The sequence below is a fragment of the Mycobacterium sp. URHB0021 genome, assembly GCF_054057895.1.
In genome coordinates this window covers 202,013-217,272 of sequence record NZ_JBSRZT010000002.1, presented here as the reverse complement: position 1 = coordinate 217,272, position 15,260 = coordinate 202,013, and the positions used below count along the sequence as shown (strand labels likewise).

At 64.6% G+C, this 15,260-nt stretch carries 13 protein-coding genes; 5 read left to right on the top strand and 8 right to left on the bottom strand.

Going from position 1 to position 15,260, the window contains the following annotated elements; all coding sequences use genetic code 11:
- Positions 1 to 2 precede the first annotated feature (2 nt).
- From ACVWWN_RS03140 to ACVWWN_RS03130, 3 genes are read right to left on the bottom strand one after another with little or no spacing between them, the layout of a single operon-like run.
- Entirely contained in the window at positions 3 to 1,430 is a 1,428-nt protein-coding gene (locus ACVWWN_RS03140; RefSeq protein WP_457142589.1) for a purine-cytosine permease family protein, read from the bottom strand.
- Positions 1,423 to 1,854, bottom strand: coding sequence for a hypothetical protein (locus ACVWWN_RS03135; protein ID WP_457142588.1), 432 nt, complete (start codon positions 1,852 to 1,854; stop codon positions 1,423 to 1,425). The genes ACVWWN_RS03140 and ACVWWN_RS03135 overlap by 8 nt, the downstream gene beginning before the upstream one ends.
- 8 nt (positions 1,855 to 1,862) lie before the next feature.
- Entirely contained in the window at positions 1,863 to 3,491 is a 1,629-nt protein-coding gene (locus tag ACVWWN_RS03130) for a GMC family oxidoreductase (protein WP_457142587.1), read from the bottom strand.
- A gap of 734 nt (positions 3,492 to 4,225) precedes the next feature.
- On the opposite strand from ACVWWN_RS03130, the gene ACVWWN_RS03125 reads away from it, so the two are divergent.
- From ACVWWN_RS03125 to ACVWWN_RS03115, 3 genes are all read left to right on the top strand, one after another.
- The gene (locus tag ACVWWN_RS03125; protein WP_457142586.1) at positions 4,226 to 5,725 is read left to right on the top strand and encodes a PucR family transcriptional regulator; all 1,500 of its coding nucleotides are present in this window, start codon (positions 4,226 to 4,228) and stop codon (positions 5,723 to 5,725) included.
- A gap of 256 nt (positions 5,726 to 5,981) precedes the next feature.
- A complete protein-coding gene (locus ACVWWN_RS03120; RefSeq protein WP_457142585.1) occupies positions 5,982 to 6,497 on the top strand; it encodes an amino acid permease in 516 nt (171 codons plus the stop codon).
- A gap of 88 nt (positions 6,498 to 6,585) precedes the next feature.
- Entirely contained in the window at positions 6,586 to 7,110 is a 525-nt protein-coding gene (locus ACVWWN_RS03115) for an amino acid permease (protein WP_457142584.1), read from the top strand.
- A gap of 51 nt (positions 7,111 to 7,161) precedes the next feature.
- On the opposite strand, the gene ACVWWN_RS03110 is transcribed toward ACVWWN_RS03115, so the two are convergent.
- Positions 7,162 to 7,743 carry a dihydrofolate reductase family protein gene (locus tag ACVWWN_RS03110; protein ID WP_457142583.1) on the bottom strand — a complete coding sequence of 194 codons (582 nt, stop codon included), beginning with the start codon at positions 7,741 to 7,743 and terminating at the stop codon, positions 7,162 to 7,164.
- Between the two features lie 534 nt (positions 7,744 to 8,277).
- The gene (locus ACVWWN_RS03105; RefSeq protein WP_457142582.1) at positions 8,278 to 8,625 is read right to left on the bottom strand and encodes a hypothetical protein; all 348 of its coding nucleotides are present in this window, start codon (positions 8,623 to 8,625) and stop codon (positions 8,278 to 8,280) included.
- Here ACVWWN_RS03105 and ACVWWN_RS03100 point away from each other — a divergent pair.
- Positions 8,624 to 9,634, top strand: a complete 1,011-nt coding sequence (locus ACVWWN_RS03100) for an AraC family transcriptional regulator (protein WP_457142581.1) — start codon at positions 8,624 to 8,626, stop codon at positions 9,632 to 9,634. The genes ACVWWN_RS03105 and ACVWWN_RS03100 overlap by 2 nt on opposite strands.
- Positions 9,635 to 9,648: 14 nt before the next feature.
- Here the strand turns inward: ACVWWN_RS03100 and ACVWWN_RS03095 are convergent, their stop codons facing one another.
- Complete coding sequence (locus tag ACVWWN_RS03095; RefSeq protein WP_457142580.1) at positions 9,649 to 11,478, bottom strand: ArnT family glycosyltransferase; 1,830 nt, start codon at positions 11,476 to 11,478, stop codon at positions 9,649 to 9,651.
- A gap of 347 nt (positions 11,479 to 11,825) precedes the next feature.
- Here ACVWWN_RS03095 and ACVWWN_RS03090 point away from each other — a divergent pair, with 347 nt between their 5' ends.
- Entirely contained in the window at positions 11,826 to 12,263 is a 438-nt protein-coding gene (locus ACVWWN_RS03090; protein WP_457142579.1) for a hypothetical protein, read from the top strand.
- A gap of 142 nt (positions 12,264 to 12,405) precedes the next feature.
- Here ACVWWN_RS03090 and ACVWWN_RS03085 read toward each other — a convergent pair whose 3' ends face one another.
- Both ACVWWN_RS03085 and ACVWWN_RS03080 read right to left on the bottom strand, forming a co-directional pair.
- Positions 12,406 to 12,783, bottom strand: coding sequence for a hypothetical protein (locus ACVWWN_RS03085; protein WP_457142578.1), 378 nt, complete (start codon positions 12,781 to 12,783; stop codon positions 12,406 to 12,408).
- 493 nt (positions 12,784 to 13,276) lie between these two features.
- Positions 13,277 to 13,969: a hypothetical protein gene (locus tag ACVWWN_RS03080; RefSeq protein WP_457142577.1), complete on the bottom strand. Its 693-nt coding sequence runs from the start codon at positions 13,967 to 13,969 to the stop codon at positions 13,277 to 13,279.
- Positions 13,970 to 15,260: the final 1,291 nt, after the last annotated feature.

Genomic DNA, 15,260 nt, shown 5'->3' with positions numbered 1-15,260 from the left:
CACTAGTTGGCATGGGTGCTGACGACGGCGACCGTGCTCTTCTGCCGACGCACCAGCGAGGTCATCGTGAAGTAGTACAGCGGCGATACCACGACGAGGCCGACGATGAACGAGATGTCGGCGTCGCCGAGAAGTTTGGCCATCGGGCCGGTGTAGGCAGTGCCGATGATCATGAATGGCAGCTGCACGGCGACACCGATCAGATAACAGATCACCGCGGTCCAGTTGACCCGGCCGTAACGGCCGCCGTCGGCCTCGAAGAAGTCCTGGACGACGTAGTCACCGTGGCGCACCAGGTAGAAGTCGACGAGATTGACGGCGGTCCATGGAACCAACGCACCCAGCAGCAGGACCAGCAGGTTGTTGTACTTGGCGACGAAGTCGTCACCGGCCGACAGGGCGACGACGACCGCGAAGGCACATATGCAGGCGGCGATGATGGCTCGCTCACGGGCCCGGGCGGTGAATCTCGGGAAGAAGGTCTGCAGGATGGTGATCGTGCACAACGTCCCGCAGTAAAGGTTCATCGCATTGGTCGCTGCCACGCCGACGCTGAACACCGCGACCACCAGAACACTGATTCCGGCGGTGGCCTTGGTGAGCGCGATGGCCGGGTCGTCGTCGAGCGCCAACAAGCCGACTCCGGCACCCAGCAACATCGGCAGGATGGATCCGATGGTGGTGCCCCAGTAGCTCATCCAGAATGCCGGCTTCGCGCCAGTTGCCTTGGGCAGGTACCGCGAGTAATCCGAAACGTAAGGGGCGTAGGCAATCTGCCACACCGCGCCGGCCGCGAAGGTACCGAGGAAGCCGGCCACAGTGGCACCGGTGCTGTGGAAGAAGTCGGCAGGCATCGGGTGGACGACAAACGCCCACACAAAGGCCAGCAACAACGTGATGCCCGACGCCCAGGTCATGACCCGCGCGTAGGCATGGATCAGCGTGTAGCCCCAGATGGTCGCGGCGATGCTGACGCACGCCAAGATGAGGATGCCGCCCTTGACGCCGAGGAACGGCAACACCGATGCCAGTGACTCGCCGCCGAACACCAGGATCGAGATGAAGAACCCGGTGTACATACACACCACGACGGCCACGATGAGTACCGCACCCAGCGAACCGAATTGCCCCTTGGTTTGAACCATCTGGGGAACACCGAGCGTCGGGCCCTGGGCCGAGTGCAGCGCCATGAAGATGGCGCCGAACAGGTTGCCGAGGACGATCGCCAGCGCGGCCGACCATGCCGGCTGACCGAACACCGTGGTCGCCAACGCACCGGTGACGATGGCCAGGATCATGATGTTGGTTCCGAACCAAATCGTGAACATGTCCCGGTTGCGGCCATGCCGCTGATCCAGCGGCACCTGCTGAATGGTGTTCTCCTCGATGGAGGAGATTGATTCCGTGGATTTACTGCGAACTTCAATCATGTCGAGCCCCTTCGGTAACGGTCGTGGCGGATGAGCGGATGACGAAGCCGCGATCGACAACGTGCTCCAGCATGTCGACGTAGCTGTCCATGTCCTCGCGGGCGGCACGGGGCGCCGCGTCGTAGGGCATCGCGGCCTTCACGGCGGGGCTGAGGAAGTAGGCGCCCGCGGCCAGGACGGTGAGCGCCTCGAACTGCTCCGGTTGCTCGGCGGAGAGGCTGTCCAGCACGGCTTCTGGGTCCTTGCCTACGCTGGAGTCCAGCGCCGCGGTGAGCGTGTCCAGCAGGTCGGGCCGGTAGCCCACGACCTGGTCGAGCAGGGCTCCGGACACCTCCGCGGTGGTGGCCGAGGGCATGGTGTCGCTTGCCGGGATAAGGGTTTCGGCCAGGGTGGCGAACACTTGGCGCTGTTCGGAATTGAACATGAGGCTCCTCAGAATGCGGTCGGGATGCTGGAGCGGGTTTCGGCCAGGTGCCGCATGGACCGCAGCGCGACGGCCATGATCGTGGCGGTGGGATTCATACCGGTGGAGGTGACCATGACGCTGCCGTCGATGATGAACAGGTTCGGGATGTCATGCGTCCTGCACCATTCGTCGACCACGGAAGCAGCCGGGTCGGCACCCATCTTGGTGGTGCCCAGTAGGTGCCAGGCGCTGTGTCGGACCACTGGAATCGGTTGTACCTCAACGGCTCCGGCGGCCTCATGCGCCTCTACAGCCCGCGCGACGTTGAAGTCGAGCATCCGCCGGCAGTTCTCGCCGATGGTGTAGTGGATCTTGGCCGCCGGGATCCCGTCGGAATCGGTGACGTCGGGATCCAGCGTGACAGTGTTGGATTCGCCGGGCAGGTCCTCTGTGGTGATGCCCCACTCGGTGTAGCGACCGAAGGTCCGCTTCAGCCGCGGATGGAAGTTGGCGCCGAAGCCGTCGCGCCAGTTGTCGCCGGGCTCCCATAGCGTCTGGGCGAGGGGGCCGCCGGTCGGCATGAGGTTCCACTTTGCACCCCGGACGAATCCGCGGTCGGTGTCGGTCTCATAGAACTGCAGTGACTGCAGCGCCTGGCCGGCCGGACCGAGCCAGGTCTCCATATCCTCGTCGTAGGCGCCGTAGACCGAGGCGTACGGATGGGTCATCAGCCGCTTGCCGACCAAGCCCGAGGAGTTGGCCAGGCCGTCCGGACAGAGCGAGCAGGCCGAGTTCAGCAGCAGGCGAGGCGTGCCGATTCCGTTGGCCGCCAACACTGTTACCCGAGCCCCCCGATGCTGCCGCGTGCCGTTGCGGTCGATGTACTCGGCGCCGGTCACCAGGCCCCGATCGTTCATCGTCAGGCGGCTTACCCGGGCTCCGGTGACCAGTTGCACGCCGAGCTTGATCGCGTCCCGCCAGTGCGTGATATCGGTGCTGGCCTTGGCGCCGACGGGGCAGCCGGATTCGCAGGCGCCGTAGCGCATGCAAGCTTCCTGGTTCTTGTACTTGCGCGACGCGATGGCGTTCGGCGCCGGCCACCAGTGCCAGCCGAGCTTGTCCATCCCCTTGGCCGCCACCAGGCCGTACTTGCCGATCGGCAGCGGCGGCAGCGGGAAGGTGTGCGGATCGGGGTACGCCGGGTCGCCCTCGAGCCCGGACGCGCCGATGTGGTGGGTGATCTCATCGTAGAACGGCCGAAGATCCTCGTAGGTGAACGGCCAGTCCTCGGCGACACCGTCGAGCGTCTTCACCCGGAAGTCCGACGGCATCGCCCGCACCCAGTGCCCGGAGAACAGGATGGTGCTGCCGCCGACACCGTTGAACATCAACGGCTCGACCGGGCTGTCGGTGCTGTCGATCGGATAGTCGGCCTGGTTCTGTCGGACATTCGGGCTGGAGTTCCACTGCTTGAGCCGGGTCAGTTCCCATTCCGGCTTGCCGGCGGCGAAATCGTCGGGCAGGTTCCAGCCGCCCTGCTCCAGGCAGACGACCTTCAGACCCTGCCGGGCCAGCTCGAGGGCTGCTACCCCGCCGGCAGCTCCGGCGCCGATGATGAGGACATCGGGTCGGTCATCGATTTCTCCGGTACTCACCACTCGCGCTCCAGGTCAGATGGCTACTGTGCGAGATAATGATGCGTGCGTCACACCTCGCGCCGCGAGAAGTGATCCGCACAAAACGGTGAACACACCTTGTGCATCCGCACAGACCCGAAAGGCACGCCGGCAACCGGATCAACCGGCTGCTGGGTGGCCGCTGAGCGAATCGGGTCTCGTCGATCCCGATGCGCAGGGCATTCTGGCGGAGATCCGCTTCGCAGCGGCCGTCATGGCCGCGGCGATGGCGGTGAACGGAACCACTTGGGGGATAACGTGGTTGACCTACGCCCGTGACTGTTCCTGGTTTGTCAGCACCACGGTGCCCCAGGGCGGGAAACTCACGGTCCGACCGCGACGAACATCCTCAGCGTCCATATGTTTCTCGCCCGCTCGCCCAAGGTCGTGACGTCAAGGTGTACCTGGCCACGGCGCTCGGCACCCGGCAGGCGGCGATGGTGGCGTGCATCGTGAGTTGGGTGGGCATCGTGCTGGTGCACCACTACGTCACCGACAAGGGCCGCGTCGATGCACAGCGCCTGTTCGACCCAATCGGAACTCACCCGCTGCCAGCCGCGTCGCGGCCGGAATCTTCGCCACCTGGATGTTCATCGGCGGGGCGGCAAATGCCATGCAGGGCTTCGATCCCGCGCCGCCCTCGGCGGCAGAAAAGCCTCCCGACGTTGTCGGCAAACCCGTTCCGCAATCGGATACAGAGATACGGTTGGCTGGTGAGCATCACAGTGCGCGAGCTACTGGACATGCCGCACCTGCAACTGCGACTGAACTCTGGCAAGGCCGGGCTGGACCGGCAGGTGACCTGGACGCATACGTCGGATCTGCCGGAGCCGTGGCAGTGGGTCAGCGCCGGGGAACTGTTGATGACCAACGGCATGTCGTTTCCGGCGGCGGCGGCCGAGCAGGTACATCTGCTCGACGAACTGCAGCGGGTGGGCGCAAGTGGGTTGGCCATCGGTGAGCAGATGTACTGCCCGCGGCTGACCCAACGATTCACGCGCGTCAGCGAACGTCTCGGACTACCGGTGCTGTGGATCCGCTATCCAATGCCGTTCGTGGCGATCTCGCGGGCCATCGCCGAGGCCACGCTGCTCGAACAGTCCCAGCGGCTGATGCGCACGGCCCGCATCTACGACGCGCTGCGCCGGACGACCGCAGGAGACGTGGGACGGTCCCGTATCGCCGACGCACTTACCAAGGAGTTGCGCTGTTCGGTGTTCGTGTGCGATCGCGTCACCGGAGACGCGTATCACCCCGGCGGCCCGCATCCGCCCGGTGAGGTGAAGGAGACGGTGCGCGCGGCATCGCAGGGCACCCTCGCGGCCGGGGCGCGGTCCATCCTCACCGCCAGTGGGGTCGAGGTGCTCGTCGGTGAGGTGCCGACGCACGAGCACGCGGTGCTGGCCGTCATCCGTGAGGGCGGGGTGGTCCTCGATGGTGTGCTGATCCAGCATGCGGCGACGGTTGTAGCGCTGGAGCTGTCGCAGACCCATCTCGCCCTGGAACACGCCCGCCGGTCCGGCGCAGAACTCACCGCGCAGCTGATCGACGGCCGAGCCGACCTGCGCGCCGGACGCCGGCAGTTGGTGTCCACCGGGTTGGACCCCTCGAGTTCGGTCTTCGTTTCCGTCACCTGTGGCGCCGAGGGTCGGCTGCGTGATTTGCACGTCGCGTTGTGGCGCCGCCAGATTCCCCACGTGGTGGCGTTTCGGTCCGGGGTCGCGCGCGCCGTCGTGCCCGACACCGACGATGCGCTGGCGGCTATCGCCGGCTCACTGGGGCCGACGGCCAGGATCGGAGCCAGTCGCGCGATGAAGACGGTGAGTCGCTCGGCGGAAGCCGCCCGTGAGGCGACCTGGTCGCTGGGTACCGCTCAGCGGACCGGAGATTCGGTGGTGCGCTACGGCACCGCGACGTCGTGGGCAGGGGTGGGTGGTGTCGAGGATGCCCAGGCACTGGTCGAGCGCTGGCTGGGTCCCCTCGTCGAGCATGACGCTCAGCATCGGGCCGAGCTGGTCGAGACGCTGGAGACATTCCTGGCTAACCAGCGGTCGTGGCAGCGCACCGCCGCGGCGATGAACGTCCACCGGCAAACGGTGCTCTACCGGGTTCACAAGGTGGAGGAGCTGACCGGTGCGCGGCTGTCCGACACCGCCGACATCGCCCAGCTGTGGCTGGCGCTGCGGTCGCGGGACCTTCTCGGCGGCCCGTAGTCGGTCACTCGTATGTCGGACGACCCGAGTGCGACGTGTTCGGAACCGTCTGTGTGACCAGCGCGAGGCCGCGTTGAGTCGATCGATGGTGCCCGATGAGCAGCTGGCTGCGATCCCGTGCGACCGACCAGTTCACGCCAACCCGATCGAAGTTAGACATTTGCACAAGTTCGCCGATTCAGGATGTGTCTGTCTGCGGCTGTTGTGGCGTCTCGGCCCTCGTCATGATTTGGGCACTTCAACTCGAGGAGGAAACGTGGGACTTAGCAACCCAGAGAGCACCATCGACACAGCGGTGACCCCGCCGCGCGCGACCGGTCACGAAGTCCTGAACCGCGGCTTCAGCTTCCGCGCTGCGCTCTCGCTCGCGTTCGCCGACATCTCGCCGATCGTGGCGCTGTACGCGATCTTCGCGCTCGGCCTGTTCGCGGCGGGCCCCAGGTTCTTCTGGGCATTCCCGATCGTGCTCTGCGGCCAGTTGCTCGTCGCCCTGGTCTTCGGCGAGCTGGCCTCGCGCTGGCCGTTCGCGGGCAGTGTGTACCAGTGGGCGCGGCACGCCCGCGGTACTACCTGGGGTTGGACGGCCGCGGGGGCCTACATGTGGGGCCTGACCCTGACGTTGTCGACGCTGGCCTACGCGGCTGCCGGATTCATCCTCGAGGTGTTCTATGTCGACTCGCCAAACCGGTGGCTGCTTGCCGCGGTCTCGATGGGTGTCATCGGCTTCGGTACGGCCGCCAACATGATCGCCGGCAGTTCCTCAGGGTCATGATCGTCGCGAGCATTGTCTGCGAGATCGTTGGCTCGGTCGTGCTGGGCATCGTGCTGTTGGTGTTCCATCGCGTCAACCCGGTGTCCACATGCAGTCGGCGGTCTCCCGCGCCGTGTACGTGATGGCCCGTGAACGGGCCCTGCCGGGCGCCGAGTGGCTGTCGAAGCTCGGAGGCCCGGAGCGGATGCCGATCCGGGCGATCGCACTGACGGCGGTGGTCGCGGCGGTCTTCCTGTTGTTCGCCGGCTCGGATCTGTACAACATCCTGGTCAACTTCTCGGTGATGGGTCCTTACATCGCCTTCGCCGTCCCGGTCTTTGCGGCCGCCCTCACCCCGCTCAGCGGTCGCTGGATTCCCGGCTCGTTCTCGCTGGGCCGCTGGGGCGCTCCGGTGACCTACGCGGCGGCGGTGTGGCTGGCCTTCGAGGTTCTCAACGTCCTATGGCCCCGCACGCAACCCGGACAGCCGTGGTTCGTGAACTGGAGCATGGTCATTTCACTGGTGGGCCTGGGAATCGTCGGCGCCCTGGTGTTCGCGAATTGCCGAGACCGGATCACGGTTCCTGTCGGTGAACGCGTCAGCTCCGAAGTGGTTCAGGCAGAGATGATTTGAGAGAGATGGCGACGAGCAGCGCGTGAGTATCGCGGCTGCGGTGGACAAGACTCAGTGATGCAGGGCGGGCCGGTAGATGAGTTCTTGGATGTGGTTGTCGAGCGTCCGGCTCTCGATCAGCTCGAGGTCGAAGTCGGCCGCGCCCCGGAATATCGGGTCATCACCGGTCTGACCGGTGATCACGGGGAAGAGTGTCACCTGAACGCGGTCGACCAGGCCGGCGGCCATCAGCGCCCGGTTCATCGACAGGCTGCCGTGCGAGCGCAACGGCACTTCGGACTCCGCCTTGAGCCGGGCGACGACCTCGACGGCGTCACCGCTCACGACGGCCGCGTTCGGCCAGTCGAGAGGTCCAACCAGGTTGGCCGACACCACCGTTGCCGGCAGGTGCCTCATCCGGGTGACCCATGGGTCACGCACCTCAGACTCCTCCGTGCTCGAGGCCAACATTTGTGCGAACGCCCGATATGTGTTGGCGCCGAACACCATCCGCTGCTCCTCGCTGTACAGGGCGAGGCGGTGGTCGAGCAGTTCGGGGCCTTGCTTGCCCCAGTAGCCGCCCCAGTCGCCGCCGCTGACGCCGCCGAAGCCGTCGAGGCTGGAGAAGACGTCGAAGGTGTAAGTGGCGCTCATGATGGGCTCCTCGAGTGCGGTTGGAAGGCGTGTTGGGGATACAGACCGCGAACCACGGCGATACTCATCGGCGTTGGACCATCATGGTGACGTCGGCAAGGGCACAACGGGCATGCGACGCGCACCATGCACGCGACGGTCCGGCAAACTCGCGCCGATCATTGTTCATTGCGATCGGCATGCCGCTGGCGGTCCCACTCGGCCTGCGCTTTCTCGGTCCATCCGACGCCTGCGTCCCTGGCGGCGTCGACTGCCGATCTGAGCTGTTCTTGGGAGATTGGTGTGTCTGCTTCCCGGACTCGCTGGACGGCATCGGCCAGGTTCCGGACGGCGACTTCCTGTTCGGCAGTCCATCTGCAGTGCGGCTGGGGCTTTCGAGGTTGGTCGTTCATCGTTGCTCCTGCGATTCGCGGGCACGGGTCACGTGCCGGGGAGGATGTGGACACCGTGGTGACGGTGCTCAGATGTGTGAGTGGGCGCGGCTCAGGACGAGGTCAACTGAGGACGAACGAGATGAGTTGTGACAACGCGCGTTCAGATGATGGCTGGGCGAGCGGTCACGAGCACGACCGGAGGGTCCTGGATGTAGGGCCAGAAGCAACGGCCGCTCATGCGGTCGACACCGGCGGAATCCGAACAGATCTCGGGGTGGTCGAACAGCTCCCATGTCGACAGCTCAAGCGTCACCTGGCGAGGTCCGATGGTGGACATGGCGGTGAGCGAGACGTCGAAATGTGTGGCGTTCATGACCTTCTTCGGGGCTTCCGCCTGCGGCGTCGCAGGAGGTTCGCATTGAGAATGCCGCAGCAGGCGGCGGCGGGTATTGACAGTTCCCGACAATTTTTTACCATTTACCGACAAGGTGACGGGAGTCACGGGCATGGGCAATCTCATCCGCGCCACCGCGCTGAGAGGCTACCGCGACGTGGTGCGCGAACTCGGTGGTGATCCTGATCCGTTCCTGGCGCGCTACGGCATCCCGGCAGGTATCGGAGTGGAGGCGGATGCGTTCGTCCCGTTCGACGCCTACGTCCACCTGCTGGAGGCGAGCGCCGAAGAGCTTGCTTGTCCGGATTTCGGATTGCGGATGGTGCAGTGGCAGGGACTGGACATCTTCGGCCCCATCGCGGTGATCGCACGCAACGCGCGGACCGTGCTCGACGGCATCCAGGCGGTCGCCCGCTTCCTCTATGTGCACTCGCCTGCGCTGACCCTTAAGCTCATGCCACAGACGCAACAGGGCACCGTCGAATTCGCGTTCGAGTTGACCGAGCCAGGGTTATCTGAGGTGGTTCAGGCCTACGAGGTCAGCATGGCCGTAGCCGCTCGGATCGTGCACCTGTTGGGTGGACCGCAGGCGCGGCCCCGCACCGTCTGGTTCATGCACCCTCAACAAGGTCCCAATGCGTCCTATCAACAGGCATTCGGCTGCCGGGTGCGCTACCGGCGGTCGTCGTGCGGATTCGAGCTGTCGCGCAGGCTGGCCGACCGGCGCATCGAGAGTGCCGATCCAGAGGCCAGCCGCCTCGCGGCGAAATACCTTGAACGGAAATATCTTCCGCCGAGCGCGCTGGTGTCACACCGGGTCGCACAGCTGGCCCAGCGGCTGCTGCCCACCGGGCGCTGCAGTGTCGACGCGATCGCGAGCGAACTCGGCGTACATCCACGCACCCTCCAACGCCAACTCGCAGCCGAGGACATACGATGCCGTGACGTCATCGACCGGGAACGCCGCGCGGCGGCGGCAACATATCTGACAAGACCCGGGCTCGACCTCAGCCAGATCGCAGGCATGCTCGGCTATGCAGAGCAGAGCGCGCTCAACCGCTCCTGTCGACGCTGGTTCGGAAAGACGCCGCGGGGGTTTCGAGCCGACGCTGTGGGCCAGTAGCGGGTTCGCGGTGGTCATCTCGCTGCATTGAGGTCGTAGACGGTCTCGGATCCGACAGTCATCGGCGTGAAGTGGGCTGCCACCCATTGCGTGATATCGGTGTGCGATTTGCTGCCGAATCCGCCGGGGTGCTCGTCGTTGGCAGGTGCGATGTAATACGTGATCCGGTGGTTGGCGACGTCCTGCTGGAACTCACCCAGTGTCGGCGCCGGGTCGCTCCCGCCGAATCCACCGATGGCCATCACCGCGGTGTTCGTCGACAGCTCGAGAGCGGCCGCCGCCGATGAACGGTTGACGGCGGCCGAGAAGTCGGTGTCCGTGGCACGCAGCATTGCTTCCAGTTGCGCGTCGTCGGAGTCCTGCCCGAAGCCTCCGCCGCGGTGCCCTTCTTCACGGGCGGGGCCGACGACAGCCATTCCGCCGTCGTGGGACTGACCGATCGTCGCGAGCGCGTAGGCGCCGGCGCCCACCAGCCCGCCGATCACGCCCACTGCCAACGACATCACCGCAAATCGTTGGCGTGCTTCGGAAGTCAGCGACACCATGAGGGCGACCGCCGCGACCACCGTCACGGCCAGGATCACCCAGCGCAGTGCCGGGAGCCAGTCGCCGTTGCGTCCCAGGGTCCACCAACTCCAGACTCCGCTGCCGCCGATCATCGCGACCAGGCCGCCACGGCCGAGCCAGGATTGGCGCTTGCGCCACATTTCGTGCACGCCGATCGCGAACATGCCTGCGACCGCCGGGACGAACGAGAGGCAGTAGTACGGGTGAACCATGGTCTTCATGTAACTGAGTATCAGCCCGTCGACCAGCATCCAGCCGCCGAACAGAATGGCGGCCGCCCTGACCAAGTCGGTGCGCGGGGCCCGGCCGCGTGAGAAGAGCACCAGAACCATCGCGAGCAGTGCCGCCGGCAGCAGCCAGCCGATTTCGAAGCCGAACTCACCAGTGAACAGTCGCGTCACGCCTTGCGGTTGGCCGCCGAAGCCACCGAAGCCACGGTGGTGTCCGCCCTCGAAGACCTGAACCTGGGTGCCTGCCGAAGCGCCGACCACGGGGTTGGGATGAAAATTGCCGTTGTTCTTGCCGAGGACGCGTGCGAACCCGTTGTAACCGAGGACCAGGTTCATGAAGTTGTTGTCCGTGGAGCCTGCGATGTAGGGCCGCGACGAGGCGGGCCACACCAGGGTCAGCACCACGAACCAGCCCGCCGAGACCAGGAACGTCGCGAGCGCGGCCGCCAGGTGCAGCACCCTCTTGCCGATCGAGGTCGGCGCCGCGACCAGATAGACGAGACCGATCGCAGGCATGACCATGATTCCTTCGAGCATCTTGGCCAGGAATGCGAAGCCGAGCGCCACGCCGGCAAGGGCGATCCACTTCGCGCTGGCGTGCTCGAGCGCACGCACCGCGCAGTAGACGGCTGCCATCATCAGAAGCACCATCACCGCGTCGGGGTTGTTGTACCGAAACATCAGTGCCGCAACCGGAGTCAGCGCCAACACCGCTCCGGCGAGCAGTGCCGCGTGGGGGCCGCTTACCCGGCGTACCGCGGCATAGAGCAGCGCCACGGCGGCGACGGCCATCACGGCCTGCGGGATGAGCATGCTGGCACTGTTGAATCCGAAGATCTGCCCGGACAGACCCATCACCCACTGCGACACGGGCGGCTTGTCGACGGTGATGAAGTTCTGCGTGTCAAGGCTCCCGAACAAGAGCGCTTCCCAGTTCTTCGACCCGGCCTGCGCGGCGGCGGCGTAGAACTGATTGCCCATCCCGTTGACGGTGATGTTCCACAGGTACATGACCGCCGTGGCGCCCAGGAGCACGCCAAACCCCACGCGATCCGATGATGGACGGGTGAACCGTTGTGATCGAGGCGGTTCGTTCGCATCAGTCGCGTTGGCCGGTCGATCCAGTGTCGTTGTCACAGTGCCATTCAGACAGCGGTTGCTTTGCAACGGCTATGAAGCCTCGGTGAGCACCTTATGAGACCGGTAACGTTCCGCTAACTCGGCGACATCACGCGATGGTGCTGCGGTGAGCGCGGCGGCTGCGAACGCGATGACCACTGGCGATCAGCGTCGGGTGATCACCGGACTGGCGGACACCATCGTGTGGCTGAGTAGCGTGGTGGCAGGTCTGACCATGCGCTAACGCCGTCGTGGTGGCGGTCGATAACAAGGGCATGACTCCATTCCGTGGTACCGGCGTGCTCGCCGTCACGGTGGCTGCGCCTTGGTTATGGGTAGCAGCGGCCCACGCCGAGGGCTTCTCGCAACTCGGTCCGGTTCCGGTGGTGGCGTCCCCGACGTGTGCCGGTAGCGTCAGTGCCGAGGCCCAGGTGACGGCGGTGCAGGTCGACAATCGTGTCGAGGACGGTGTCCGGGTTGCGATTCATTACGACGCCGGCATCTACGACGGTTCCTGCGCGCTTACCGTGACCGCCGCTTGGGCGAATCTCGACACCGGCGCATCTGGAGGCAATGACATCACCGCGGTATCGACGATTGACGGGCACTACGGTTTCGTCGGTTACGCCAACACCACGTTCGAAACGCGCAGCGGCACCGTAGTCGTCACCCTCAGTTCGCATCCGGGTGCCGAACTGCGGATCACGGCGTGACATTGCACTGTGCTCTGTCACGATCTTTCATCACCGTCAACGCGGTGCACCCGGAATATGTTGCAACGTCGCGGTGTAAAGAACTGGCCCTGGCGTTATGGGGCGGCGACGTCCGGGTCGAAGCGCTGGCGCTGGCCCCGGATCAGTGCCGGCACAGGCCCGCCGCCTTCTCTTCAGCGATGATTTGTTGGACCGGCTTACCGAGGCGGCTGGCGAAGTCGTGAGTGGGTGCCATGTCCCAGCCGCCATACTCGTAGCGCATCACACGAAAATGCGTGCCGTCGCGGTTCGTCAGGCGGATAATCGCGTCATTGGTTCCAGCGTCGAGTCGCACCCCGGAGACGCTGAAATTCGGGCCGATTGTTTTGCAGGTTCGATAGAGCGTCACGAAGTCGTCTTGGTCGATTCCGTCGCGGACGTCTTGCGTCATGTGTTCCCACACCCCGGCGAAGTCACCGGCCGAGAAGCGGTCAATGTCCGCTTGGGCGGCGGCGGTGGCGGCGGCAAGCGTCTCCGGCACGTCTGGGCCACCTGGGTCCACCCGGACCGCATAGTCTGCTTCAAATGCCGAGACTGCCCGGCCCGTGGTGAGTACGCCGGAACCGCACGCGGTCATGGACGCCACGAGAACACCGAGCCCGAAGAGGGCCGAGGTGGCTCGCCGAAGTCGAGTGGACCGGCGGGCGCGCGCTGCAGCGGTCCAGGCGCCCAGGAATGTCACGACGTGCTTCACCGTCACGTGCCGCGGGAGAGGAGGCCGGTCATCATGGCGGAAGTTAACAGATCTTCAGTGCATGGCGCGGACGATTGAGTTGTTCTTTCGATCTGCGCTTCGTTACTCGCGCCCATCCAGCGCGCGGCTGGTTCGACAGCGCCGATCGTCTCCGATCAGCGGCGCGTTGCCAGGCTCCGAAGCGCGCCGAGCCCGGTGCGTGGTGGAGTGCGCCAACCATCAGCAGCACTTTGGACTAGTTGTAGACAGTCGGCCCGCCATTGGCGAACCCACATGAGGATCAACTGGCGCTCCTCATGTTTGGTCCCTTGGTCAAAGCGCGATGAAAACATGACCACGCGGGTGAGCCGGTGTTGTTCTCTAAGTCCATTCTGGGCAAAGCGCTTCCGGCCCGGCATCGGCGGCAGAGGGGCCATCGGCGGTGGCTGGCGGTCGCCAGCGTCAGTGCCAGCCGGACGTCCGCGGGGCCTCGGTCGGGGTTGACCAGTTCGTGCGCCGCTGACAACGCCAAGGTGACATCGCGAAGGGTTGCTGAATCGTCGCTCACCGTGCAGCCGGCCAGCGCGATCGCTCGCGCGGCATAGTGGTCGCAGGTGACGTCCGCGTCGGGGAACAGGCGCGCGTCGAGCAGTGACAATGCCGCAATACGGTCGTCGACAATCGCCGGGCGGGCGCGTCCGCCAACCGTGACCAGACTCGTGGCCTCCTCGGCGGGGCCCAGACCCGCCGGGATAACAACGTGTTTCCGAGGCGAGTGGGCCAGCGGGCCCGCAATCGGACTGCTCATCAACGCTCGATTGGTGGCGAGCGCCGCGATAGATTTGCCCGCTTTGATGACGGCGCTGCCGCCAACCGTGACAAGCGCTCCGCCGGCAAATGTCGCCAATTGGTTGGCAATGGCCGCTTGTTCGAGGGGTCGGTGGACGGCATTGGACACCTCGATGATCCGACCGGACATACCGGCGGTGGCCAACGCTGACTCGACATACCCCCGAGCTATTGCACCAGCCGTGCGTTCAACCACGACGAACTGCCATCACCTCGGCATGAGCGACGCCAAATCCCGAATCGACGGCCGACCCCATCAATCGCTGCATGACGTGCTACCGGAAACCGTCCGCATCTTGATCACCTCAGTTAAGCAAACTCACCGACCACGGTTGACCGAAGAGAGGTAAACGTCTGTCCGCCCGGCGTTTCCAGTGTCTCCGCTACCTCGGCACGAGTGGCATCGCCGAGTATCCAGAATCCTCACAACTCTACCGCTGTGGCGCCGGGATCTTGTCAAAGTAGCCCGGTGATTCTGGTCGATCGTCGATGCGTCTCGAATGCCTGGGTGCTCACTAGCTGCAGCGCTCGGCTTGATCAGCCGCGGCGATTTGTCCAGCAGTCGAAGTTAATGTCCGGGCAGCGCGATCGCGCCAAAACGGCGATAGACGGGGCGATGCCCCTCCCATGCGGTGGCTGCGCGAACGGTCCTCGATGAGGATTTCGAATTATGTTGCTGCAGCAGACATATCACCTTCGAGGCCGCCTCCTGCCTCGACTGGTGCCGCGCGTCACGTGAAGAATTTACCTGCTGACACGGCATCCAAACCGAGTACCTCAACGCGCGCATCCACGCACCACACGGTTGTGCCCTCTCAAACTTGTCCAGACGTCCAATCGGACGCGGAAGCGAGATTTGCAGAATCGCCGTCGACGGCGCGTGGCGTTCGGTGTTGCGCGCCTCGACAATCGACGGGCCCTGGGCCGTTCACCATGGATAATGAACAGGGATCCGCGGCGAACTGCCTGCTGACATTTTTGACACCATACCTTTTCTTCTTCTGCCTCAAATTTATCCATTCTCGTTTGAAACGCGGCATTCCCGCCCGGCTTGTCATCCAATGGCGCGATCGACATGGAAAAATCAGACTTGATCCGCCTGCCACGATGCGGCGAAGTACGGAGCGCCGCATATGCATGAAGATGCAGCGGTGGGCCGCCGTCTTCGCACGCATAGCCGTCCGTTCTTTCCGCTGCGATCCGAATTTTTGATATTGGCTTACACTGGTTCTTTCCAGGTGTCCACCTGGCTAGAAAGCTATGCCAACGACTCGAGTAGCGTCACGTTGCTTATCATTAGTAATTACTTAGCGTATGCGCCAGGAGCAACGAGGTCTTCACAGAAATTCCATTTTCGAGCCTGTTGCCTTTTTGCCCGATTAGGATAATTTTAGTCCGCGAACCTGCTTTTAGGACCCGCGACTTTTCATCTAGAT